The organism is Fodinibius sediminis, from assembly GCF_900182555.1.
GTDB classification, from domain to species: domain Bacteria; phylum Bacteroidota; class Rhodothermia; order Balneolales; family Balneolaceae; genus Fodinibius; species Fodinibius sediminis.
In genome coordinates this window covers 1-24,546 of the sequence record NZ_FXTH01000020.1, presented here as the reverse complement: position 1 = coordinate 24,546, position 24,546 = coordinate 1, and the positions used below count along the sequence as shown (strand labels likewise).

The window sequence follows — 24,546 nt, the reverse complement described above, 5'->3', positions numbered from 1 at the left end:
CTGAAAAGGTCTCTTCATTAATGTTAGACTTAAACCTTACAATGAAAACGCCATCTCTTTCAGTCATATTTTCTACTACAATTGGTTTTGTCAGTACAATCAAAGGCTTGAAAAAGCGTATTGTTTTTCATTGTGATAAAAGCAGAAAGACTTAATGTCCATATACTGATATCCAAAAGGACAACCAAACAATAACCATCGATATATTTCATATTCCAATCACAGGGAATGTGCAACTTTCACTTAAAAGTGAGGACATCTTTTCTATACATTAGTCATATTTGGTATTCGACCTTTTAAAACTATCTCTACAAAATCCGCTACTTTTGTAGTAGCTTTAAAAGCTGGGAACTTTAAAGGCCTATATGTTTTAAATTAGGTTTAATATTCTCTGATTACCCTAATATTTCCTTTTATAGTAAATTCCATCTCATTCTTTTTGCGTAAATATTCTAAATTCAATACATTGTGAGTAAACATTCACATACTTAAGGGTTTTCAGCTATGAAGAACAGAACCTTGCTATTATTGATACTAATTGTATTCTTCGCAACTGGCTCTATTCAAAAGAAACTCTTACAGCAGCCAAAGGATACACAGCCTATTAAAACAATAATGCAACGCCTCATGATGGATATGCAAACTATCGAGGTTGGCATCTGGAACGAAAATTATGATACAATCTGGTCAGGAGCGAACAATATTGTAAACCATCCTAAAATTCCTCTCGGCCAGAGAAAGGAAATTGCAGGTATTCTTGGTAAGAAGATGAAAGCTTTTGTAGCTTTAGACAAGCAGGTACATAACCATGCAGATTCTTTAGCTCAAGATGCTAAAGCAAAAAATATGAATGAAATCCTAAAGCATTATAGTATCATTCAGCAGGGCTGTGTAAGTTGTCATGCTAATTTTAGAACTAAAATTATTGGAAACAGATAAGTGGCTAAAAGCAAAAAACAATCAATATTAGATACGGCATTAGAATTATTTGTTAGAGACGGTGTAGACGGCACTTCAATTAGGGCTATAGCAGAAGGTGCTGAAACAGCAGAAGGGAATATTTACCGCCATTTTAAAAGTAAGAATGATCTGGCACGAAAATTATTTCTTGAATGTGCTAATCATTTCAGAACTGCTTTTAAAGAAGCCGCTGGTCAAGAGAAAAACCCTGAAGAACAAATAAAAGCCATAATTCGTGAGATATTCGAGTTTGCCTTTGACCAAAAAAAGGAATTCGCATATGTCCTTATTGTTCATCACCGGGAAGAAATCATTACCAAGGAAATTCTTTCTAAACCTCTCCCAAAGGATATCTTTATAAAAATACTTGAAACTGGTATTGATGAAGGTAAATTTCGCTCTGTAGATCCAAATATAGCTATAGCGTGGATTATAGGTATGGTTCAACGAAGTTTCATATTCATGCAAAGTGGTATGATCTCATTGTCTAAGGAAGATCTAGTAGATCAAACTATTGATGCTGCATTACGGACTATTAAAGCTTAATGGGAGAGTCATATTCCTTTCTCAGCGACTATTGAACTACAGCAAAAACAGGAAGTACATTAAATCATTTATTCTGCTATATTTGAATGTAGCATTTGAGGTCTTCGTGGCCGAAAATATCCACTCAAAATGCCTTCCTCAACTTGTTATATCATTACCCGCTTTGAATTACCGAATTATTTAAGAGCACACCAATTTAGTCGGGTTGTTTTTTTGAATAAAGTCTCACAAAAGTATATAAATGAGCTTTTCTGATGGGATTTAAATTTTTGTGTTGTATAACCCTGATAAATAAGATGTTAATACTAGGGGTTAAGGATTGGGGCTAAAAGCTTAATTTTTCGGTCATAATTCCAAATCGCAGTATATCTAATTGGTGATCAAAATAAATATTGTAATAATCAGATCCGTGGTAATAGCGAGCGAAAAACCCAATATCCTCCAAAAAGTTTGGATGATAGTAGAAGGTTAAACTAAGGTTTAATCTCTGAGGTGAAAAAGTATTAAGGTTTTCATAGTCACCAAACTTCCATGTGGTTTCACCTTTAAGCGACATGGCTGGTCGTTTTGAGTTATTTTGCATTATCTCAGGTGAAAGCCTGAATATAGAAAGGGAATTATTCCATCGAAGCCGGCTGTACATTCCGTGAAGCGGGGTGTCAACCAATTTCTTGGGATGAAACTCCAGCGAAGTTTTATAAAACTGATAGGCATTTAAGCGGCCACTAACATTGGTTTTTATAAATCCCAGTTCCAAATAGTTGGTTGAAAAACTTCCCGATTTGAGATTAATGTCTCCATCCTTCAGATAAAAACCCCCTTCTTGTCCGTTTGAGTGGTGACCAATGCGACCATACAGACTGAGAGTCTGTAAGTTCGCTCGCTTCTTTAAGAAATAATACAACGTAAGCTGTGGCATATAGCTGGGAGTACGTACTGGAAACGATTCTTCCTGATACATTCGAATAATAATTTTGGGAGTAACTACGCCCATCAAACGAGCATTTTTACTTTGTCACAGATAAAAATTCGGAATCACATTCGCTTCGAACCACAGCGGCTCGATATTCCCGATATCGGCTGGGGCGGTAATATAACTGTTCCCCTGATTTACCTGTGATATAATCTTTAAATCCACTTTAGGCAAAGCCATCTGGCTTTGCCCCAAGACTGATAAGGGCATAAAGCCTACAATTAGCAAAACTGGCATGGATTTAAGCATGGAAAGAGGGTGCATTATTATTTGGAAGTTAATGGTAAGCAGAAACTTTTAGACACACGTTTCTTTCATCTTTATCACAATACAGATTACAGAGTTTTTCTACTCATAGGTTTACTACTTTTAAACTGTTATTTAGCTTCGATTGTTGGTTTGAGTCAACGAAGTTTTACATTTATCCAACGTAAATGATCTTTTTATCTAAGGGAGCTGTAGTAGATCAAACTATTGATGCTTTATTACCAACCATCAAAACTTGAAATTTGGACACTATAAATTTTTGCTTCTGACTATCTCAATCAGGTCCGATTGATTTATTGTTGAGGAAGTGCTCTAATTTTTTTCCAATGTTGAATTGAACAGAATTTTCTGAAAAAAATTTCTCAATATCTTTTTGTACTTCATCTTTATGTAAAAAAGTACTCAAACTTGCAGCATGTAATTGATAGAATATACATTCGTTATTTCTTTTACTATCCCCACTACTATCAATAATTATTCCTTGATACATCTTAAACAAGATTGACGAATACCTTTCCAACGTTTTTTCTCTAAGTGCGATGTCCTTTGCAGGATCAATAATTACAGCACTTATTAATAATTTGTCTTCTATTATATGAGTAAAATACTTCGAAAGAGCCTTGCCTAAATTTTCATTTCTACTAATCCTTGTTGAATCGAGGTGAAACTCAATAGGCTCAAGAGCTTTATTTATAGCCACCCTTAATGCTTGATTTAAAAGATGCTCTTGAGAATTAAAATAGTAATTAATGCTTGCTGAATTTACTTGAGCTAATTCAGTTATCTTTCTATTTGTTACCGAATGATATCCGTTTTTGGCAATAAATTTAATGGTAGAATCTAAGATTCTCTGTTTAGTTTCCATATCTATATTATCTATTTAATGGAAAGTATACTTTAATACTTGTTCCATCATGTTCACTTGAATGAATCTCTACCTCGCCATCTAACTGTAGGGTAAGTACCCTTATCAATTTAAAACCAAGCGTAGATGAGCTTTTTAAGGGTTTTTGATCTTTAGGAATACCATTACCATTATCTTTAACTTGTAAACAAAGGTGATTTCCAAAATGCTTTGTAATTGTAATTTCTATCTCTCCTTTTTCTCTTTTACTAAAACCGTGCTTAATAGAATTTGTAATAGTCTCGTTAAGAATTAAGCCTATTGGCACAACTTTATCCGGTTCTAGAAAAATTTCTTCAATTTCATAGTAAAATTGAACTAATTCGTCTTCAGTTCCTAATGCATCTTTAATTTGCTCCGATAATTTTTCTACATATTCTTGCAAATTTATCGTTGATAAATCTCTCCCTTCATATAATAACTCATGGATCAACGCCATAGACTGTATTCGATTTTTACTTCCGACAATGGCTTGATGTGCAAGGCTATCTTTGGGAAACCGCTCTTGCTGTAGATATAGTAATCCTGCAGTTTGAGCTAAATTGTTTTTCACCCGATGATGAATTTCCTGTATCAATATTTTCTTTTCATCTAAGGCTTTCTGTAGTGATTTCTGCCAAGTTTTTAACTTTTTATAAAACAGATATGAAGTGCCAGCACCCGCTATAAATAGTACAACACCGGAGGAAATAATTATAAGGAAGAATGATTTTTTGATCCATGCCAAAGAATCATCAAGTGCTTTATTGATGTTCAAATTTAGCGTTGACAGTTTTTGATATTTTTTTTGGACTTGAAATTGATATTCAGATTCAACTCGGCCTAAACTACTTTTATGTTCTTTGAATATCTTATATAGTTCTTCAATTATTTGATCTGATTCTCTTTTCGCTTTTAAAGCATCTTTAAATGAGGGACTATATTGTATATAGCCAGTTAGATCTTTCATTACATTACTAATGTTGGCGATATCACTATGCTCTTTTAAATATTGTTTATTTAAGAGTGTTTCTTCCTTCTTACCAGATATTATTTCTTCTATCCCTAAGGAAATTGTTGCTAGTTCATTGAAGTCTTTTGTTGTCAAGTACCTATTTTTAGAATCCTTGCCCAAATCATAAGTGATCATTCTTCTTACGATATCTTCCTGACTGTCTATCCATCTATCTTTTAATGCAAGTAACTCAAATGTTGAAGACATTATTATTGCTTCCCCCATTGCAATAATAATTAGACTTATTCCTATAATAGAAAAGAGGATATTGGCAACCCAAAAATATTTATCTATAACTCCCAATTGTTTGTCGTTTGAATTATGCATTGAGTGATCAATGGTTTTATATTCGATAAGTTAAAATGAGCAAACATTCACTTATTTACTCGTATCGGTTTTCCTCTTGGGGCAAGGAATTGAATGTCTTAAGAATCCTTACAAGTGGTGTCTTCTACTGACTTCAAGATCAATTTATCAAGATTCTTTATAATCTCTTTTTTATAATTTTTATTTTGGCCTACTGAAATAGACAGTAACTTTTCCTGATTACCTTTAGTTATTATAACTGAAAGTTCGTTTTTTACCCCGATTCCAAATTCATCCAATATTTTCCCATCCTTATCAAGAATTACGGGGAACGACTCATTTTTAAGCTTTCCTTTTTGGATGTGATAGAATGGGAAAGATGTTTTAAATGGTTGAACAATTAGGAAAGAAGAAACACACCCTTTGTATTTTGAATTTATAGTCTCGACCCAGAGACGAATATATTTCAAAAATAATTTGCCTTTTGACATAGATGAAGGTTTGGAAAGGAGAAAAATGACAGTAGGCTGGTGTTGTTTCTTTCCAACCTTAATCTGTTCCCCTTTGACTGTTTTCAGTGTTGAGTTTGGTATATGATGTATGGTACTGTCAGAATTTACGGTAGTTTGACTTATAGCAGGTATAGATGCTATAAGCATAAATAGAGTTAGAAGTGTAATTCTTGATTTATATAACATAATAACAAGCTTTAAAAGAGGTACCGGCTATCAACCGGTACCTCCTGGGACTGTGGGTTATCGGGGTGTGGGTACGATTGGGAGTAATTTATGACGTATTTGCAGCTTTTCTACTTTTTAACCAATTAACAATATCATCAACTACTGTATAAAATACGGGTACTACAACCATGGTAAGTATACTTGAAGCAGTTAAACCTCCAATAATTACAATAGCCATTGGTGAAAACCGTTCGGCTCCCAGTGCTAGTTCCATCGCCAATGGCAGCATCCCAATCACCGTCGAGAATGTGGTCATCATAATAGGTCGAAACCGAACGGCAACTGATTTTTTCACAATTTCTTCGCGGCTTTCTCCTTCCATTTGATGTAAAATAAAATCGATAAGTATGACCGAATTATTAACAGCAATACCTATCAGCAGGATAAAACCTATTAGAACAGACATTGAAATCACTTTGCCTGTAATTATCAAGGCTATTGCGGCCCCAACTGCAACAAGAGGGACCGCAAGCATGACAGTAAATGGATGTATAAAGGACCGAAACTGAGCAACCATTAACAGATAAACCGCAATCAAAGCAGCAAAGAGCGCTGACAGCATTTTTGATCGAGATTCCTGAAGATCAGAGTTTTCTCCGGTTACTTTCATTTCATATCCATCCGGAACATCCATCTCACCAATAGATTTTTCAATGTCAGCAATGACGTGACTAAATGCACGATCATAGGTAAAGCCTAGAACATCAGCGGTACGAATGAGATTTTCACGCGTTATTAAGTTAGGAGCCAGTTTTACATCCGTTTTTGCTACGGAAGATAACGGCAAACCCGGTTTCAGTTTAGTTTGCAGCACATCGTCTAAGACTTTTCGCTGTGTAGAATCATACCTTACTACAATATTCGGATCAGTACCGTCGGGAGCATCTAACTGTGTAACAGGCAAACCCTCAACGGCAGCAAAAGTCTCTTGTGCAATATATTTTGGGGTAAGGTCATAGAATGCTGTATTCATACGATCAACGGTGAACTGTACTTGGGGCCGTTCGAGCGTCCACTGGCGATAAATATTGACAGCTCCTTCTACTTTTCGAACCCGTTGGCTCACTTCTTTGGCCAGCTTATTAAGTTTCTTTAAATCCGGCCCAGAAATTCTTACATCTATAGGCGCTGAAGTCGTACTTTTAGCTGTCCCACCCATTTCTTTCAACACAGCTGTCCGAATACCAGGAATGTTATTTATTTTATCTCGTAGCTGATCTTCAATTTCCCAGATCGACCTGGCCCGTTCTTTACGAGAAACCAAATCTACTGTAATAAATGCTTGTTGCACACCCATAGCTCCCGCATCACCGAAAAATTTGGCGTCCGGTTCAAAACCGATCTGCGAGGTATAGTTTATGACATCCTTGTCCTTATTGAGCAGTGCTTCTATATCACGTACTATTGATTTTGTCTGTTCAAAAGAACTTCCAGCTTCCGCTTCAATGGATATAAAGAATGAACCCGAATCAAGCTTCGGTAATACTTCCATTCCCCGCATACCCAGTAGAGCCATGCTTCCAATAAATATTATCAGGGTACTAGTTAATAAAATTGTACGGTGACTAAGCGACCAATCCAGCAATACAAGATATCCGTCACGCAACTTATCCATGCCTCGATTAAATGGCGCAATATACCTTTTTATCCATGATACAAACCCTGAATTATTTCGCTCAAGAAGAAAAAATAGTAGCGGGATAAGCGTTACAGCCATCAAGATGGAAGCGCCGAAGGCAAAAATCATGGTAAGCGACAGGGGGCCAAAAACTTTACCCACAAAACCTGTCAGAAACTGAAAGGGAATTAAAACTATGATTGTTGTAGCAACTCCAACCAGTACAGCGAAGAAGACTTCCCCGGTCCCATCAATGGCAGCTTCTTTTGCAGAAATATTCTCATCATCATAATGTCGGCTAATATTTTCTATAACAACTACAGCACCGTCTACAACCATACCAACAGCCAAAATAATAGCTGATAATGTAACTAAATCCAGCTCCATGCCGTTGAGTTTCATAAGAGCAAAAGTCAAAAGAAAACTCATAGGCATCGCTATACTTACAATGAAAGCTCGGCGAAAGCTCTCTAGGAATCCAAATATAATCAGCGATGCCAAGAAGAGTGCGAGAGCAATAGAAGTGGCCATATTCCCTGTGACCTGTTCAGTAAAAGACCCTTCTTCAGTGGCAACTTCAAATTTCAGATCCGGATATTCCGTTCGTAGTTCCGGTAGTTCTGCAGTTACACGATCTACCACTTCCACCGTATTCGCATCATCCTGTTGCAATACCTGCACTGCTACTACTTCCGTACCGTTAGCCAAAAATGCACTTTGCGGGTCAGCCACACCATCTTCAACCTCTGCGATATCCCCAACTAACAATCTCTGATTATTCTCATTTTTAATTGGGATACTTTTGACTTCATCAGCTGTAGTGAGGGATTCATCAAAACGCAACAATACCTCACGACGGCTGTTATCAATGCTGCCCAACGGCCTTGAAATATTGGCTGTCTGTATGGCTTGGCTAATCGCACTTAACGTTACATTAGCTGCTTCCATACGATCGCGATCAATTGATATATTAATTTGCCGGCGATATCCACCAAATATATCTACTGAGGCAACCCCTCTTAAGCGCTGTAAAGCGGGGGCAATCTCATCATCTGCAACTTGGCGTACTTTCTTTAAGTTACCATCATGTGAACTTACCCCAAGTGTGATAACTGGTTTATCACTTGAACTAATTTTTAAAACTCGTGGATCACTAATCGATTCAGGAAGACTTCCCCGAATTCGACTAACCGCATTCTGCACATCTACAGCAGCTAAATCCACGCTCACATCATATTGAAATTCAGCTGTTACTACTGAAAGTCCGTCCTGAGACTTTGAGGAAACCTTTGCAATACCGTCTAATGCTGCAACTTCCTCCTCCATATCCTCTGATACTTTTTCAGCCACATCCAAAGCCGTCGCACCAGGGTATTGGGTAATAATGGTTACTACCGGAGGAGATGTTTCCGGAAATAAGGATATTGGAAGCGATAAGTAAGACTGTGCCCCAAATACCAGAATGGCAAGAGCCAGTGCATAGATGGTATATCTATTTTTTATTGAAAATCCTGCCCAGTTCATAAAATGTGTTTTCTAAAATTTAAATATTCAATGTTGTTTCACGAACAATCTTAACACGGTCTCCGGACTCTACATTATTTACTCCGGAACTAATGATTTTATCAGTTTCTGAGAGAGACCCTTTTACCTGTCGATATTCTCCTTGTTGAATACCCAATTGTACTGGTATTGCTTCTACCTTCTGCTGTTTATTAATCTTAAAAATGCGGGGTGAATCACCTCTTAAATCTATCGATGACACAGGAAGCAGCAGTGCATTTTCCTGTTTATTTATTTTAAAGGACAAGGATACGCCAGCTCCAGAAGGACGACCACTAACTACTCCATCTGGCAAACCAACAAAGACACGTACACTTCTAAATGGTGGCTTGGCTTGTGAATCAATACGTTTAACATTGCCTTTAACACTCTTATTATTTAATTCTACAGTTACTGGACTCCCTACTTCTATACCTTTTTGAATATCTTGCTCCAATACATCTGCATAAATAACTGTCTGCCCCTGATGAAAAAAGAAGACAGGCTGATTAGGACCAATATTACTTCCCTCACGAACAATTATTGATCCTATCGTTCCTTGTGCAGGCGCTCGTAATTCCGTCAGTTTTATACGCTCTTCGACTTCTTTCAATGCTGCTTTTGCGGCATGGTAACTACTTAAGGCCTGTTCATAGTTGAAGGCAGTTTTATTAAAAACAGTTTGAGAGATAGCGCCCTCTCGGTAAAGCGTGCTATCTGTGGAAACCTCCCGTGCCCAAAAAGCCTTTGCCGATTTAGCCTTTTCTAATTCACTTTTTGCACGACTGTGCTGAGCATCCAATTCAGGCACCGAAACCGTAGCCAAAAGCTGACCTTTTTGTACTTTCTCACTCTCCTCCACCTCTATCGTTTCAAGCATGCCTCCCACTCGAAATGAAAGACTGCCATCTTTTGCTCCCGTTATTGTTCCCAAATAAGGTAATTCTTCGTCAATAGTTTTTACAGAAGGACGAGTGACTTCCACAGCTATACCTGAATTCTTTATAGAATTCTGTTCCTGATTTTTTGCTGTAGTATTATCATCAGTAAGCCATAAAACGAGAGTAGTGCCCAGCAGAACTACAGTAAAGAGAATTAATATATCTTTTTTGTTCAGATTCATCGCGGTTCACCTTCAGCCAGTTTTATTGCCATTTCTTTATTTAATTGTCCTGTTAATACTGCGATATTTAGATTTAACATTCTAAGTTGAGCACGCATCGCAATCAGTTCCGCACGTACACCGTTTAACTTAGACTCTGTTGTCAACAAGTCAGTCATTGTAGACCGCCCTTCCCGAAATGATTTATTCTCAACACGATAGGTCTCCTCCAGATACTTTATTCGAGTTTCTATTGATTGTATTCTTTTTTGCGTTTCATATTGTGCATTTGTCAACTTATTCAACTGCTGCCGAAACTGCTGACGGGTTTGTTCGAGTCGAATTGCCTGGGATTTAGCTTCTTTCTTTTTAACCTGATTATTGACTACTTTCTTTCCTGCAAAAATTGGGATACTCACTCGAATCCCAACCATCCATTGATCATCTATTTCAAGATTACTGCCAGATCGGAACTGCTCCATAGCAAATAAATTGAATTGCGGTAGAAAAGCACGATACGAAGCCTTGGCATTAAACTGAGATGCATCTTTTTGATGCTCGGCTGCAATTACGGAAGGAGCATATTCCGGAGCTACGTTATCTGGATTAAAGGCGTAATCATTATCAAAATTAATTGGCTTGATATTAGCTAAAGTAAGTTCTCTTTCAAGAGCTAAATCATCCGAAAGTCTTAACAAGGTTTGGTCAATTCTATTATTTGTTGAAATAATAGCGGCTTTTGCACTTACAATTGTATCATCAATTTTTAGCAAATCAACTTTGGCGACCCTACCTTCATTAAATAATGACTCCAATTGTTTCCTGTTTTTCTTCAAGGTCTCAATACGTTCTTCTTGAACCTTTTTTAGCTCTCTTAGTTGCTGAAGCTGAATGAAAGCAGAACTAGTCGATTCGATAGTCTCCATCTTGGCTAACTCGTATTTGATATTTGCCGCATCAGCAAGTGCTTTCGTCTTTTTTCGCATGGCACGACTCTCACCAAAATCAAAAACTTCCCAATCAGCCTGTACAGTTGCATCATATATGTGATCATCCAAAGGCGGGAAAGCACCCTTTTGGCGGATTGGAGTTATAATTTGAGGGTATTGAGATCTTGTATACGAAATATTAGCATTTACTTTCGGGATGTAGTCTGATGAGAGTAGACTACTTCCAAATTTGGCGGCCTCGGAATTAGATTTGGCTATTCGAGTACTAGTAGCATTATTAAGTGCTTTTTCAATCGCAATAGACAACTCTAATTGGTTTCCCTCACTATTCGTCTGTGCCATTAATTCATGAGCAACCCCAATCACAAGGATTAATGATATTGCAATAGTTAAAATGTTCTTCACGATAATTCCTTGAATTATTTTAAGTGAACGTTCACTCACAAAGTATAAGTTCTTTTGCTTACTGTCAAGAAGTGTTTTTAACTTTTTAGTTTGGAAATGCTTGAGATGTGGTTACGCTTCTTACTTAGCTATTCGCCTATAAAATTCAGATTATAAGCCCATCTTTTCTTATTGAATTTATAGAAATAAATAATCTCAGCATGGGTGGTTTATTGCCTTACATAAGCATTATTTACTCTTTCATTGAAGCTCCAAGCCCTCTTTTAAAATCAAAGATAATACCATTAATAATTTTGATGAATAGCCGGAGGTTATCCAACCTCCGGCTATTGCAGTTATTTACTAGCCTTAGCTTTGAAACTTAAAATCCCAGTGTAATAGCTGCTGTAAATGCACCATTCCTCACTTCGGGATCTCCAACAACATCAAAAGTATCAGTGAGGCCTAGCGTATAACGCAAGTCTAGTCCTACACTTTGCAATAGAAATGCTGAAGGCTGGTCTAAGCCTAAATCGAGCCCACCTCCAAAAACTAGACCAAACTCTGTATCACTCATTTGGTTGTCAACCTCTATGTCATTTGCATCCCCGTAAAGAGAAAAACCCAGTTCTGGGCCTACATATAGATTGGGTTCAATATTACTGCCTGTTGGCATATGGATTTTTGCTAAGACAGGAATTTCTAAATATCCGAATCGATATTCTGTTGATCCTGCTTCTCCTAGAAGACCGGTATCCACATCCGATCCTTTAGTACTGAACAGCACTTCCGGTTGGATAGAAAAATAATCGGCCAGACGATAGTTTAACCAAACACCTCCGCTGAATCCAGCTATTGCTGAAGTACCACCAACATCATCGCCATATAGGTCTGCCGCATTAATACCGGCTTTAACCCCCCAGTTTACTGGACGATAATTCTGTGCTTGTAGTTGAGAAGTGGTTAACAGAATAAGTATTCCTGCTAATATACTTGTGTAAAGTTTTATATTTTGTTTTGTAAATTGCATAGTCAACCTCCATAAGGTATATTTTAATTGATTAGATCATTCTACTAAATGATCTATGATTTCATATTAAAGGTGCGCGTGTTTATATTTTGGTAACCGTAAACACGTGCACCCTTTCTGCTTGTTTTTCAAGCATTTTCTTTGGTGTCCGTTTACATTAACTGTCGTTTAAAACTCTTTCCTTTACATCATTTACCGTTGTACTTAAAAGGTTTTGACTATTCGAAAGCAATGCTCCAATTAATTCAATTACGAATGTCAAACTCTGGTAACCGCGATAATCATCTATCAGTCCCGTTAAGTTTGCTAAGCTAACATTTTGTATTTGGGCTGTCTGTTTCTCCCATTTCTTCCGCTCTGAATATATCATTGGCTTTTTAGCCTTATTCTTGACTGATTTATTATCGTGGGAGTTGTTATTTTCGATATAAAACACCCATATATGCTTTACTAGATCAACAATCTTCTCCATTTGAGATATATTTGTTTGCACTTCTTGAGGGATGCCCGCTCCCATCAAAAAAATATTTCGGATCCTAAAATCCCCGGGAATTTGGAAAGAATGATATACAACCAAAGATCCCATACCATTGCTCATAACATCTATTGTGCATTGGGCGCAATTCAGACGATACACCCAATGCCGAAAGAACGATCCTGCTTTTCTTATATGTTCTTTTGAATGGTAATTACCATATTTCGACTCCCCGCTTGGCCAAATAAAACCCACAATGGCATCATATTTATCAGTTAAAGATTTTCGGTAGTGATAATCCAGAGTCAAGTAATATGACAAAACATCAAAAATTTCCTCATAGAAACCATGCACAAGTACCAATACACTTTTCCCATTAATCGCTGACAACAACTCCGTCTCATTAATCTGTTTTATCTTTCCATTTCGATCGAGATTAAATAGATGTTCTTTGTTCGAAAAAACATTTCCGTCAACTCCATCCTGTCTTAAATTGATCATATACATAGCATCCTCATTCTTTTAAATTCTTCGTCTAGTTTGGATCGTTTATTTACTGAACTTAAAACGTTTTCTGAGCTTGTAACCCTGTCTAATAGCTTCATGATTCTGACATTTGATATCAATGAGAATGAACTCTGAATGATCTTCTTTACTTATATCCTCCAGGAGCTTACATATATCTAAAGTCACATTAATAAGTGAGCGTTCACTCATTAATGTACGTATCTAAACTCCCCATGTCAATAGAAATTGACATAACTTCTTTTAGTGAATAATAGAATCCCAAAAGTCCAATTTGCAGATTGGTAAAAGAGTCAAATTGACTGAAACTAATTCATATATAAAAGAGATAGGCAACCTACCATTAAGAAAATGTGAATATCTATATTCAAAAAATTTACCTCTATTACACCGCTGCCCCCCTCCATATTATTCGGCCGATGATATCAAAATTATCCTCATCTAATCCCACTTCAATGGGATTAAACTTATTATTTATTGTTGAGAGCTGTAACCGTTTTGAGGGAAGACGTTGAACCAATTTCATCCGTATTTCATCATCTAATTGTACAATAAAAATGCCGTCACCGGCAGGATCGGTTTGATCTCTATTTACCAAGATAATGCTTCCAGGTTTTATAACTGGACTCATGGAGTCACATTTAACATTAACAGCTAAAAGATTGTTTGTGTCAGGTTCAACTATGGTATTTATGAACGTATTGCAAAAGGGAATGGTACGGGAGGGGTTTTTCCACTCCTCTACAGACAATTGTCCTTCTCCCCCTTCTTGTATAGGGTTCATTGTATAATAGGGCAAATTTAAAAATTTAATCGGATTTCTGGTTTTGTCACTATTTTTCAATGTATCCTTTTTGAGGATAGGATAAATTCCTTTGAGGAGCCATTCAGCGTTTATTTTATTCTTATTTTTGAGAATATTATTTAAAAATTCCAGGTCGGGGATGGACTCTCCTTTTCTATACCGGTAATACGTAGACTGACTGCAGTCCCCGATATTAGCCATTTCAGTAGGTGTAAGGCCTAATACTTGTTCCAACTCTTTTAGTCTTTCACTAAATATTTTTCTTGCAGGCATAACGAATGTAAATAACTATTCCCATACTTGGGATTTTATTGTGATATAGATACACTTAACAGTGTAATCAAAAATTAGTGCTTTTTCATTTAGGATTTGTACTGTTGGTTGGTAGAAGGGAAAGTCTATCTTATAAAAGTTATATGATTTAATGAAGAATGTTGAGGAAGCTTTGTTTGGGAGTAATCCTATTCCAATGCTTTTAATATCTGGTCAAAACAAAGAAGTGACGGATATTAATAAAGCCTTTCAGAGGCAATTTGATCCTGCTTCTAAAATTATTGGTCATACGCTCCAAGAAATTACAAGACCTCTTGCTTCAAGCCTCTGTCCCGCTGAAGATTCGGATATATCAAATGACTTTCTTGTTTTATCCCTTCCCGAAGGCGATGATACTATAGTTGAACTATCTCTACAGCAAATCGAAGGTGGGGAGGAGCCCAGATATTTAGGTTCCATTAAGGGTCTTTTTCCACCACTTCTTGCAAAAGATTCTATACAACATCCCATTTTCAAATCAATATTCGATAAGGCTCTTGATATTATACTCGTTGCTGATGATGAAGGGCGGTTTACCCAAGTGAATAAAACAGCTTGCAAGAAGTTAGGGTATTCCCGAGAGGAATTGCTTGGCATGGGCGTGGAAGATATTACCTATACGCCCATGCAATCATATACAGATAAAAAATGGGAGAATTTCCAGCGTACCGGTACGGACGAAGGGAAATATCTGCTGGAAGCAAAAGATGGAACCGTTATATATACAGAGTATCGGGCCATTGCAAATGTACGGCCAGGCCAACATCTGTCCATCTTGCGAGATGTCAGTGAAACCATTCATATTGAGGAAGAGCTTCAGGCAAGTGAAGGGCGTTTCAAGCGCTTACTTGATGCCGCGCCAGATGCAATTTTTGTAGTTGATCAGCAAGGTGAGATTCTATATAGCAATCCGGAGGCCGAAAGCATGATGGGATATTCCGAAGAAGAGCTGGTGGGCAATCCCATTGAAATGCTTGTTCCCGAGCTTATGCGGGAAGAACACAAAGACCACTGCCGCCGGTACACTGAAAATCCGCATAAACGGCCGATGGGCGCTGATCTTGAATTATCGGCTATTCGAAAAGATGGAACCGAGGTGCCGGTAGATATTATGCTTGGGCCACTTAAAGAAAATGGGGAAGTGCATACGCTGGCCGTGGTCCGTGATATCTCAGACTTCCAGGAGGCTCAAGAGAAGATTAGAAGAGAACAGTCTTTCACCAAGTTGCTTCACAGTTTAACAAAAATAGCCAATGAAGCTCATGGCTTGGATAAGGCGTTGGAGAAAAGTATCCAGGAGATTTGTGAGTTTATGGACTGGCCTGTTGGTCATGCTTATAAACCGGCCAATGATGGCTCAGGAGAATTTTATCCGGCTGATCTTTGGTATTTACAAGACCCGGAAACGTTTGAGGACTTCCGGAGGTTTACGATGGGCGTCCGGTTTTCTCCCGGAGAAGGAATGGTGGGTGATGTCATAGAAACCGGTAGGCCCCAATGGGTGCGAAATGCCCACGAAGATCCCGATTTTATTCGGCGTCTGCCCGATATCGACCTGAAAATTCGAGCTTGTTTTGGTTTTCCGATTCTTGTTGACGAGAAGGTGGTCGGGATACTGGAATTCTTTTCTTCCAAGGTGTTAGAAGAAGATGCCCTTCTCTTGGAGAGAATGGCGACAATCGGTCATCAGTTGGGTCGAGTATATGAGCGTTATAATGCTGAGAAAAATTTGAAGCGAAGCGAACAAAAGTTTAAACGTCTGTTCGATACCTCCTTTGATGCGATCTTAATTCTTGGCGAAGAGGAATTAATAGATTGTAATCGGCGTGCCGAAGAGCTATTTCGATGTTCTTGTAATGAGCTTACGGACCATGCGCTGAATGCTTTTTTTCCAACCATACAACCCTCAGGGGAGGCATCAGATGATATAGGCAATAAGAAGGTAAAACAAGCCTTCCTGGGAGAGGATCAATTCTTCGAATGGCAGTTTGAACGCCAGGACGGTACCTGCTTTGAGGCTGAGGTGAGTTTAATCCATATGCCCCTCCACGGCGAAAATTGCGTGCAAGCCATTATAAGAGATATTACCGAGCGTAAAGAAAAGGATCGGCTTTTAAAGAAAAACATGGAGCTTTTTAGCCAGCTCTTTGAAAATGCGCCCGTGGGATTAGTACTCTTAGACAAGGATCACTCGATTACAAGAGTGAACGAGAGTTTTGAGGAGATGTTCGGGTATCAGCTCTCAGAATTACAAAATAAGGATGTTGATTCTTTTTTAGCTCCTCCAGAACGGAAACAAGAAGCCCGGGATATTACCAGTCGGACATTACAGGGGGAATCCTTTCAGATAGAAACGATCCGCCAATGTAAGGATGGAAAAGATGTTCCGGTCCTTATTGCTACAGTGCCTGTGGAAATAGATGAAGACATAATTGCCATTTTTGGCATTTACGTGGATATATCTAAGCGAAAAGAAGCAGAACAGCAGTTGAAAGAGCAGTTGGAAGAAAAGAAGATACTACTTGCCGAAATTCACCATCGGGTAAAAAACAATTTGGCTGTTATTTCGGGACTGCTGGAACTCCAAAAGGATACTACCGAGCACGAAGAAGCCTATCGAAGTTTACAAGATAGCCAAACGCGTATCCAGAGCATGGGGCTGATCCATGAACAGCTCTATCAAATGGAGCTGTTCTCTTCCCTGCAATTCGATGAATATATTCAGAACCTGGGAGAAAGTGTTGCCTCGAGTTTTATAGACAGCTCGAAAGAAATATCGATTTCTTATGATACCGAACCCGTTGAGCTTGAGATGGATCAAGCCATCTCGTGTGGATTGTTATTAAATGAACTTCTGACCAATGCCTTTAAACATGCATTTCCCGATCATGCTAACGGACATATAAAAATTGCAGTACATGAAGAAGATGGTATTGTGAGGTTAAAAGTCAGGGATAACGGTGTTGGAATACCAGAAGAAGTTAAAGAAGGTCACAATGGTTCTCTTGGAATTAAATTAATCCATACGCTTACGCAGCAACTTGGAGGTGAAATTGAAATCACGCAAGATAATGGCTCTTGCTTTATCTTGACCTTTGAGCTTTAAAAAGATTGAGTACTATTCCAAATACCAAACCTATTGAGGGAACGTATACGGAGATTATTTTCCTCTAAAAATCCTAGATAAAATCTTCTATACAATCAGTAAGCCCCATAATACAAGGGGCCCACTCGTTTAACTACAACCGTTATTAGAACTTCAAATTTAGTATCTCTTCATAAAAAAGACACTGATCTTACATCACTTCAACTCAAAACTAAATTGAAAAAGTACCCTGATAGGATCATACCTAAGCCGATTGTCACGAAAAATACTATCAACAATCTGTTCTTCATTACCTTTTTAAGCAGCAGAGCTTCTGGCAGCGACAATCCAATGGCTCCCATCATAAAGGCAATAGCTGTTCCCATGGGCACGCCTTTGCCAATTAACGATTCGATTACCGGTAGTACGCTTACCGCATCCAAATAAAGCGGAATGGCCATACCCATAATAACCGATTCATAAGAAAGATCCTGCTGTCAATTAATTGATAAACTCAATCTAATCCTACCTTATTTTTGTGAGATTGGACTCAGGACAAAATGTTCCTGACTCACATAAATATCTGTTTTGAAGCCATAAAGCCTGAAAACCGTACTCTTATACATCATTTGTTTGATGCGGAAATAAGGTGAATTCCAAATATTGAGGCAGAAATCAACCATCACCTTATGGAGCACAGCTATGAAAGAGAATACCAAGACCACCGTTTATGATTGGCCAACGCGAATTTTTCACTGGCTTTTCGCCTTCCTCTTTTTGGGAGCTTATCTCATTGTTGAAACAGTAGACGACAAAAATCCGCTCTTTACCCTTCACATGATGGCGGGACTAACCATTGGCTTTCTATTGATTCTGAGAATTATTTGGGGATTTGTCGGGACCACCTACGCCCGCTTTTCATCCTTTAAGATGAACCCGGGTGAACTCATCAGATATCTAAAAGAGGCCGTCGTCACAAAAACCAAACGATACCTGGGACACAATCCGGCCTCTAGCTACGCGGCAGTTATCATGTTTATTTGCGCCGCGGGATTAGCTATTACCGGAGTGATAATGACGGGAGGCGGCGAAACCGATTTCTATGAAGAGACGCATGAACTGCTGGCCAACATATTTCTGATTACCGTTGTGGCCCATGTCGGCGGCATTATATTCCATCATATTAAGCACAGGGATTCGCTGTGGTTGAGCATGTTCGACGGTAAAAAGAAGTCCCTGCCAGAAAAATCTGGCATTACCAGTAGCAAACGATTGGCCGGAATCCTATTTTTAATCCTTACATTAATGTGGACGGGCTACTTGTATTCCAACTACGATAGCACGAATCAAAGTTTAAATTTCTTTGGACAAGAGCTGGTCCTCGGTGAAGAGGAGCATGAATCTGCTCACGAAGGAGAAGCCCCTGAAGAAGAAAATGATGACGATTAAGCGGTAATAAAATGAATAGCAATGAACGATGGATCATTGCCGTGATCCTTTTTGTAATAGCAGTGCTGGCATCCATAGATATCTATAATGACTATTTTGAAGGAGTAGCCCTGTGGCATATTTCGATTGAAGCGGTCGTGGGAGTTGTGGCATTGGGAGGCGTTTTTTATTTGGTTCGAGGTCGCTTCAAATTGCAACATTCATTGGCCAGAGAGCAACAGTTCTCGAAGGATCTACAAACTGAGGCCCAGAAATGGAAACAGGTATCTGAAAAATATGTCAAGGGACTGAGCATCGAGATCGAAAACCAGCTGGATCGCTGGGACTTGACGGAGGCCGAGAAAGAAGTTTCCTTTCTGCTGTTAAAAGGATTAAGTAATAAGGAAATCGCTGAAGTCAGAGATACCAGTGTTCCAACTGTTCGGGCACAAACCAATGCGATCTATTCCAAGTCAGGACTTTCGGGCCGATCTGAGCTGTCCGCCTTTTTCCTTGAGGATTTACTGCTTCCTCAAAAGCAGGAAACAAGTTAATATTCTGACTTACAACACTCTATATGTCAAGCAAAAGAAAAACTCCGCTTGAAAATCCGTCGTTGGAAGGACATCACTGCACCGTTGACCTGCGTCTGGAGAAGCTGGGAATGGTCCCGTTTTTTCAAGCGTTGTCTAACGAGCAGCTCCGCCAGGTAAACAAAAAGTTTACGGCCAATCACTATGCCAGAGGAGAAACGATTTACCGTCAAGGCGATTCCGCAACCATCCTTCGGGTGGTCGTAGCCGGTAATGTTAAATTGGTCGCCCATACAATGGAAGGAGAAGGCGTGCTGCTGGCAATGCTGCAGCCGGGCGATTTTTTCGGAAATCCCACGGCCGACAGTAAGGATGTCTATAATGAAACCGCAGAAACCCAGACCGATGCATGTATTCTTTCAATAAGACTCTCGGATTTCCGGGAGATCATGAACGGGTACTCATCTGTTGCAATGAGGGTATTAGATATCACAACCGAACGACTCAATGAATCCCGCCAACGCATCCGACATCTTTCTACCCTGCCGGTAACAAAACGCATAGCTCATGTCCTTGTTACGTTAGGAAACAAGTTCGGCGAAAAACATCCCCACGGACTGCTGATCCAACTTCCCCTATCCCGCAAAGATCTGGCTGATATGGCCGGTACTTCCAGTGCCACGGCCAGCAGAGTTATGAGCCGGTTCCAGAACGACAATCTTATAACGTCCGGCCGCCAATGGGTAGCAATCAAAAATAAACCAGAGCTGCTTCGCATTTCGGCCGAAGATTAATTCTTCATTGTATTTGTAGCGTCGCTAATCCATTCTCCTTCCCAATAGTTTTCCTCTGTAACAAATTGTTTGCACTAACTTGATCCAGCTCATTTTAGTGCTGTTTCCCACCTATTACCTTTTGAGTGAATCAAAAAGACAAAGCACACAAAAGGTACTCATTATGACATACTTACAATCACATATAAAAACCATATTAGCTTCCATTTTTACGGTAGCATTAATGCTTGGATTTGCTTCTACCAGCCAGGCACACTGTGATCGGGTTAACGGACCCGTAGCAACGGATGCCCGAAAAGCCCTTGAAACCGGCGATATCTCTCATGCGCTTATTTGGGTAACAGACCGGCAGGCCGAAGAGCTCAAATCTACATTCGAGCAGAGCCTGAACGTTTATACCAAGGGGGATGAATCCCAAGAGCTTGCCGAACGCTATTTTATGAGTGAGACGGTACGACTGCACCGCGAGGCCGAAGGCATGCCCTTTACCGGACTAAAACCCGCTCAACAAGGATCACAAGATATTCAGGTCGCCGAACAAGCGCTTACCTCAGGCGAACTGGCCCCTGTTACCGAGATGCTGGCAAACGAAATCCAACAAAAAACCACGGAACTTTACAGCAATGCTATGGAAGCCAAAAGCAAGAAGGATAATAGCGTAGAAGCCGGCCGCAAGTGGGTAGACGCCTACGTGAAATACATCGTGTATGTCCACAAACTATATCAAAAGACTCAGGCGGGACCAGCCCACGGCGTCGGCAATAATTAACAAACAACCATCAATTTAAATCCAATTACGGAGAAATTTATTATGAAGACTACTTTACGAAGCGATGAACTGAGCTGTCCCACATGCGTAGATAATATTGAATCCAGTTTGAATCAAACGGAGGGCGTATCCCAAGCTAAGGTTCATTTCAATACCGGACGCATTGAAGTTGAGCATGATCCCGAGACTGTTTCCGAAGATAAACTGGTAAAAATAGTTGGACAATCGGGATACGAAGCTAGAATCTCTCAATTTTAATTCTCCAATTATGGAATCACCAGGCAAGCTATTTAGGATGCTGCGTAATCCTTCCAGACGTAAAAAAGTGCTATTAATCGCAAGTGGCTTGCTCATCACCGCAGGGTGGGCCGTTAACTTCTTTTGGGTTTCAGCCGTACTATTTAACATGCTAATGATTACGGCTGCGCTGGTCGCCGGATCTGAAATCGCACGGCGGGCATGGCAGGGATTGCAGAACCGGCATACCAACATTGAGCTGCTCGTTACCATTGCCGCAACGGGCGGGCTTGCCATTGGCGTGTATTGGGAGGCCGCGGCGGTAACATTCCTGTTTCTGCTTGGCGGCTGGCTGGAAGCCCGGACCATGAGCAAAACCCGGGATACACTGCGGGAGCTCATCAATATGGCTCCAGACACGGCAATTGTACTCGAAGAAGGAAATCCCCGTGAAATACCAGCCCGAGAGGTTGAGGAAGAAATGCTGGTGCTAGTCAAGCCCGGGGCAAAAATTCCGGTGGACGGCATTGTTGAATCTGGCGGGACAACAGTCGATGAAAGTGCCATTACCGGAGAGCCGATTCCGGCTGAAAAGCACCCCCAGTCGGAAGTATATGCGGGATGCGGGCACTATTAATCAAAATGGGAGCATTCAGGTACGGGCAACCAAAGCTGGAGGCGATACCACCCTGGCCAAAATCATTCGACGGGTTGGGGAAGCCCAAGAAGAAAAGGCTCCTACGCAGCGTTTCATCGAGCGATTTGCAAGCTGGTATACGCCTGGCATTGTGGGGCTTAGTATCGCATCCTACCTATTTACCTGGAATCTGGAGCTGGCACTGACATTGTTAGTGATTGGATGCCCGGGAGCACTTGTGATATCAACCCCGATTTCCGTCATAACGGGTATAGGTAATGCCGCGAAAAAAGGAATTCTTATTAAAGGAGGTGAATACCTGGAAAATGCGGGTGAAGTTACGGCCATTGCACTGGATAAAACCGGGACCCTGACAACAGGTAAACCGACTGTTAGCGAGATCATTCACTTTTCAAATGAAGCCGCTTTAGCCGGTGTTGATTCAGAGGAGGAGTTTCAGAAAGTACATACGGTTTCTTTGTCTGAACAAAATAATCAGTTACTCCCATCAGAAGTGGAAGAACTTCTCTATTGGGCTGCGGTAGCCGAATCAGTCTCTGAACATCCGTTGGCGGAGGCCATTATGGCGGAAATGGAACAATCGGACCGCATCCTGGAGCCCGACCAATTTAAATCGTATACCGGACAAGGAATTGAGGCGATATTGGGGAATGATCATACTTATGTAGGGAAAGCTGAGTTTCTAAAACAAAAGGGAATATCCATCAGTGAAGGTATTAATAAAGAGATTCAGAATCTGACCAAGAAAGGACGCACCGTTGTGTTGGTAGCACGTAACAACGAATTGCTTGGAGCAATCGGGATAGCTGATCAAATGCGCCCAGATGCTCCAAAAATGATATCAAGACTCCGTGAAAATGGCATTGAACGCATCGCGATGCTTACCGGTGATGCCCAAGCCACGGCTGAAGCCATTGCCGAAGAAGCAGGGATCACCGAAGTGCATGCAGGCATCCTCCCAGAAGCCAAAAATGATATCATCCTTGAAATGCAACAGCAGGGGTATCAGGTGGCCATGATCGGAGACGGCATCAATGATGCTCCGGCCCTTGCCTCGGCCAATATCGGTATTGCTATGGGCGCAGCCGGTACTGATGTAGCCATTGAAACAGCTGATATTGCCCTAATGTCGGACGAGCTGATGAATATTCCAGAGGCACTCCGCCTGTCATCAAAAACAATGAGTAATATTCGCCAAAATGTAGTGATTGCACTGGTGACAGTCGCGGCCCTTTTGACCGGCGTATTTACCGGTTCGATTCATATGGCGGGCGGCATGCTCGTTCATGAGCTGTCCGTAATGGCAGTGATCCTTAATGGCATGAGGTTAAGATGGATTTAGAATAACATATAAGAAAAGTAAGTAGAATACTTTTCAGCCACTATTAAGCAGCTTTCTTATTTGAAAATAAGCTTAAATTAACTTCCTATTTAAAGATTTATTTGATGATTTCTTTTGCAATTCCAAAGTTATTATAAAGAGACTTCCAAAAATATATAGATACCACGAGATCATAAGTCCTAATCCCGTATAGATTGGTCCCATCACGATGTTAAAAATAAGCCTATTGACAATAGACAACAAGCCATATATATTGTGAGTGAATGATCACTAATTTTAATTGGTGCATACAGAAACATTTAAAACCTGGTATTATACACGACCTTTTCAAGAATCCCGCAATGTCCTTAATAAAAAGTATAAATAGGACAATTTAGCATCATACTGGTATATTTGTACTAGATAAAATTAGAAAATAATCGAAGTTAAATATTTAACATTATGATTAAGCAAAATATCGAAGAAGAAATAAACAATCAGATTCAAGAAGAATTTCAGTCTGCGTATGCTTATTTGGCGATGTCGGCGTGGTTTGAAGAGAATAACCTTGGTGGCTTTGCAAGCTGGCTAAAAGCCCAGTGGCAAGAGGAAATAGAACATGGTATGAAGTTCTACAACCACTTAATTCAAAGAGACGCCCAACCAATATTGCAGGATATTGATAAACCCAAAGTGCAATTTGATTCTCCGCTGGAAGCGTTTGAGTTTGCTCTTGAACAGGAGCAGCATATCACGAAACGTATTAACAAGATGTATAATCTTGCCCAAGAGGAGGACGATTACCCACTCAAAAATTTATTACTTTGGTTTATTGATGAACAGGTAGAGGAAGAAGAGATGGTACAAGATGTTATTGATAAACTAAAATTAGTTGGTGAAGACGGCTCTGGACTATACTTACTGGATCGCGAGATGGGCGAAAGACAAGGGCAGAATGGAAAAGAAGCCGAACAAAGTGAAGACCAAAAGTAACTAACCAAATATTGGCTGATTCTAAATGCCCCCCCCTAATCGGGGGCTTAAACTTTTGATGGCACTAGTAAAAACTATTTGTTAAAGATTGAATCGCTCAAAGGATAAAACCGTAGATACTTTACCTGTAATAGCCACGACTTGATCTGACAGTCAGCCGTTAGAAGTTGGTTTTAGTTGTCAGGTTGATCTCATCTGAGTTTGGCTCTTCCGGAGCTGGTTGTTCATCGGTTAATCCAATATCAGATTCAGCCGATTGCATAACGTCTTTGGCGACCTGATTGTTGTTTTGCCA

21 protein-coding genes and 1 pseudogene are annotated in these 24,546 nt (G+C 39.7%); 11 read left to right on the top strand and 11 right to left on the bottom strand.

Translation table 11 applies throughout. From position 1 onward, the window contains the following. Positions 1–504: 504 nt before the first annotated feature. Both FN808_RS16840 and FN808_RS16835 read left to right on the top strand, forming a co-directional pair. Complete coding sequence (locus tag FN808_RS16840; protein WP_142715789.1) at positions 505–939, top strand: cytochrome c; 435 nt, start codon at positions 505–507, stop codon at positions 937–939. Continuing rightward, positions 940–1,506, top strand: a complete 567-nt coding sequence (locus FN808_RS16835) for a TetR/AcrR family transcriptional regulator (protein WP_142715788.1) — start codon at positions 940–942, stop codon at positions 1,504–1,506. 325 nt (positions 1,507–1,831) lie between these two features. Here the strand turns inward: FN808_RS16835 and FN808_RS16830 are convergent, their stop codons facing one another. The 10 genes from FN808_RS16830 to FN808_RS16785 form a co-directional block, all read right to left on the bottom strand. Further along, on the bottom strand, positions 1,832–2,467 hold the full coding sequence (locus tag FN808_RS16830) for a hypothetical protein (protein WP_221930096.1): 636 nt from the start codon (positions 2,465–2,467) through the stop codon (positions 1,832–1,834). A gap of 553 nt (positions 2,468–3,020) precedes the next feature. Continuing rightward, positions 3,021–3,611: a TetR/AcrR family transcriptional regulator gene (locus FN808_RS16825; RefSeq protein ID WP_142715787.1), complete on the bottom strand. Its 591-nt coding sequence runs from the start codon at positions 3,609–3,611 to the stop codon at positions 3,021–3,023. Positions 3,612–3,618: 7 nt separating this feature from the next. Next, positions 3,619–4,971 carry a sensor histidine kinase gene (locus FN808_RS16820; RefSeq protein ID WP_142715786.1) on the bottom strand — a complete coding sequence of 451 codons (1,353 nt, stop codon included), beginning with the start codon at positions 4,969–4,971 and terminating at the stop codon, positions 3,619–3,621. A gap of 98 nt (positions 4,972–5,069) precedes the next feature. Beyond that, entirely contained in the window at positions 5,070–5,609 is a 540-nt protein-coding gene (locus FN808_RS16815; RefSeq protein ID WP_142715785.1) for a hypothetical protein, read from the bottom strand. Between the two features lie 127 nt (positions 5,610–5,736). Then, positions 5,737–8,832, bottom strand: coding sequence for an efflux RND transporter permease subunit (locus FN808_RS16810; RefSeq protein WP_142715784.1), 3,096 nt, complete (start codon positions 8,830–8,832; stop codon positions 5,737–5,739). Between the two features lie 19 nt (positions 8,833–8,851). Then, positions 8,852–9,973 carry an efflux RND transporter periplasmic adaptor subunit gene (locus FN808_RS16805; RefSeq protein ID WP_142715783.1) on the bottom strand — a complete coding sequence of 374 codons (1,122 nt, stop codon included), beginning with the start codon at positions 9,971–9,973 and terminating at the stop codon, positions 8,852–8,854. Continuing rightward, a complete protein-coding gene (locus tag FN808_RS16800; RefSeq protein WP_142715782.1) occupies positions 9,970–11,346 on the bottom strand; it encodes a TolC family protein in 1,377 nt (458 codons plus the stop codon). The genes FN808_RS16805 and FN808_RS16800 overlap by 4 nt, the downstream gene beginning before the upstream one ends. A gap of 322 nt (positions 11,347–11,668) precedes the next feature. Next, a complete protein-coding gene (locus tag FN808_RS16795) occupies positions 11,669–12,316 on the bottom strand; it encodes a porin family protein (protein WP_142715781.1) in 648 nt (215 codons plus the stop codon). Between the two features lie 157 nt (positions 12,317–12,473). Further along, entirely contained in the window at positions 12,474–13,298 is an 825-nt protein-coding gene (locus FN808_RS16790) for an alpha/beta hydrolase (protein ID WP_142715780.1), read from the bottom strand. Between the two features lie 403 nt (positions 13,299–13,701). Further along, a complete protein-coding gene (locus FN808_RS16785; protein ID WP_142715779.1) occupies positions 13,702–14,394 on the bottom strand; it encodes an XRE family transcriptional regulator in 693 nt (230 codons plus the stop codon). A gap of 151 nt (positions 14,395–14,545) precedes the next feature. Here FN808_RS16785 and FN808_RS16780 point away from each other — a divergent pair, with 151 nt between their 5' ends. Beyond that, positions 14,546–17,539, top strand: a complete 2,994-nt coding sequence (locus FN808_RS16780) for a PAS domain S-box protein (protein ID WP_142715778.1) — start codon at positions 14,546–14,548, stop codon at positions 17,537–17,539. A gap of 200 nt (positions 17,540–17,739) precedes the next feature. On the opposite strand, the pseudogene FN808_RS16775 reads toward FN808_RS16780, so the two are convergent. After that, a pseudogene (locus FN808_RS16775) lies at positions 17,740–17,994 on the bottom strand (permease); the annotation flags it as partial. A 226-nt stretch (positions 17,995–18,220) separates the two neighbouring features. On the opposite strand from FN808_RS16775, the gene FN808_RS16770 reads away from it, so the two are divergent. From FN808_RS16770 to FN808_RS16740, 8 genes are all read left to right on the top strand, one after another. Continuing rightward, the gene (locus tag FN808_RS16770; protein WP_142715776.1) at positions 18,221–18,967 is read left to right on the top strand and encodes a cytochrome b/b6 domain-containing protein; all 747 of its coding nucleotides are present in this window, start codon (positions 18,221–18,223) and stop codon (positions 18,965–18,967) included. A gap of 11 nt (positions 18,968–18,978) precedes the next feature. Beyond that, positions 18,979–19,500, top strand: coding sequence for a helix-turn-helix transcriptional regulator (locus FN808_RS16765; RefSeq protein ID WP_142715775.1), 522 nt, complete (start codon positions 18,979–18,981; stop codon positions 19,498–19,500). A 23-nt stretch (positions 19,501–19,523) separates the two neighbouring features. Then, positions 19,524–20,273 (top strand): Crp/Fnr family transcriptional regulator, encoded by a 750-nt coding sequence (locus tag FN808_RS16760; protein ID WP_142715774.1) that lies wholly within the window; start codon positions 19,524–19,526, stop codon positions 20,271–20,273. A gap of 163 nt (positions 20,274–20,436) precedes the next feature. Beyond that, on the top strand, positions 20,437–21,042 hold the full coding sequence (locus FN808_RS16755; RefSeq protein WP_142715773.1) for a DUF6448 family protein: 606 nt from the start codon (positions 20,437–20,439) through the stop codon (positions 21,040–21,042). Positions 21,043–21,084: 42 nt separating this feature from the next. Next, the gene (locus tag FN808_RS16750) at positions 21,085–21,300 is read left to right on the top strand and encodes a heavy-metal-associated domain-containing protein (RefSeq protein WP_142715772.1); all 216 of its coding nucleotides are present in this window, start codon (positions 21,085–21,087) and stop codon (positions 21,298–21,300) included. 10 nt (positions 21,301–21,310) lie between these two features. Beyond that, positions 21,311–21,916 (top strand): P-type ATPase actuator domain-containing protein, encoded by a 606-nt coding sequence (locus FN808_RS19160; protein WP_221930095.1) that lies wholly within the window; start codon positions 21,311–21,313, stop codon positions 21,914–21,916. Further along, positions 21,834–23,279, top strand: coding sequence for a heavy metal translocating P-type ATPase (locus FN808_RS16745; protein WP_221930094.1), 1,446 nt, complete (start codon positions 21,834–21,836; stop codon positions 23,277–23,279). Before FN808_RS19160 ends, FN808_RS16745 begins: the two co-directional genes overlap by 83 nt. Before the next feature lie 441 nt (positions 23,280–23,720). Beyond that, positions 23,721–24,251: a ferritin gene (locus FN808_RS16740; RefSeq protein WP_142715771.1), complete on the top strand. Its 531-nt coding sequence runs from the start codon at positions 23,721–23,723 to the stop codon at positions 24,249–24,251. The last annotated feature ends 295 nt before the right edge of the window (positions 24,252–24,546 follow it).

Excerpts from the sequence above, each read along its gene's own strand:
- FN808_RS16805 (WP_142715783.1), bottom strand. The coding sequence starts at position 9,973 with ATGAATCTGAACAAAAAAGATATATTAATTCTCTTTACTGTAGTTCTG.
- FN808_RS16830 (WP_221930096.1), bottom strand. The coding sequence starts at position 2,467 with ATGTATCAGGAAGAATCGTTTCCAGTACGTACTCCCAGCTATATGCCA.
- FN808_RS16810 (WP_142715784.1), bottom strand. The coding sequence starts at position 8,832 with ATGAACTGGGCAGGATTTTCAATAAAAAATAGATATACCATCTATGCA.
- FN808_RS16750 (WP_142715772.1), top strand. The coding sequence starts at position 21,085 with ATGAAGACTACTTTACGAAGCGATGAACTGAGCTGTCCCACATGCGTA.
- FN808_RS16840 (WP_142715789.1), top strand. The coding sequence starts at position 505 with ATGAAGAACAGAACCTTGCTATTATTGATACTAATTGTATTCTTCGCA.
- FN808_RS16815 (WP_142715785.1), bottom strand. The coding sequence starts at position 5,609 with ATGCTTATAGCATCTATACCTGCTATAAGTCAAACTACCGTAAATTCT.
- FN808_RS16795 (WP_142715781.1), bottom strand. The coding sequence starts at position 12,316 with ATGCAATTTACAAAACAAAATATAAAACTTTACACAAGTATATTAGCA.
- FN808_RS16790 (WP_142715780.1), bottom strand. The coding sequence starts at position 13,298 with ATGTATATGATCAATTTAAGACAGGATGGAGTTGACGGAAATGTTTTT.
- FN808_RS16785 (WP_142715779.1), bottom strand. The coding sequence starts at position 14,394 with ATGCCTGCAAGAAAAATATTTAGTGAAAGACTAAAAGAGTTGGAACAA.
- FN808_RS16745 (WP_221930094.1), top strand. The coding sequence starts at position 21,834 with ATGAAAGTGCCATTACCGGAGAGCCGATTCCGGCTGAAAAGCACCCCC.
- FN808_RS16825 (WP_142715787.1), bottom strand. The coding sequence starts at position 3,611 with ATGGAAACTAAACAGAGAATCTTAGATTCTACCATTAAATTTATTGCC.
- FN808_RS19160 (WP_221930095.1), top strand. The coding sequence starts at position 21,311 with ATGGAATCACCAGGCAAGCTATTTAGGATGCTGCGTAATCCTTCCAGA.
- FN808_RS16740 (WP_142715771.1), top strand. The coding sequence starts at position 23,721 with ATGATTAAGCAAAATATCGAAGAAGAAATAAACAATCAGATTCAAGAA.
- FN808_RS16755 (WP_142715773.1), top strand. The coding sequence starts at position 20,437 with ATGACATACTTACAATCACATATAAAAACCATATTAGCTTCCATTTTT.
- FN808_RS16820 (WP_142715786.1), bottom strand. The coding sequence starts at position 4,971 with ATGCATAATTCAAACGACAAACAATTGGGAGTTATAGATAAATATTTT.
- FN808_RS16780 (WP_142715778.1), top strand. The coding sequence starts at position 14,546 with ATGAAGAATGTTGAGGAAGCTTTGTTTGGGAGTAATCCTATTCCAATG.
- FN808_RS16765 (WP_142715775.1), top strand. The coding sequence starts at position 18,979 with ATGAATAGCAATGAACGATGGATCATTGCCGTGATCCTTTTTGTAATA.
- FN808_RS16770 (WP_142715776.1), top strand. The coding sequence starts at position 18,221 with ATGAAAGAGAATACCAAGACCACCGTTTATGATTGGCCAACGCGAATT.
- FN808_RS16760 (WP_142715774.1), top strand. The coding sequence starts at position 19,524 with ATGTCAAGCAAAAGAAAAACTCCGCTTGAAAATCCGTCGTTGGAAGGA.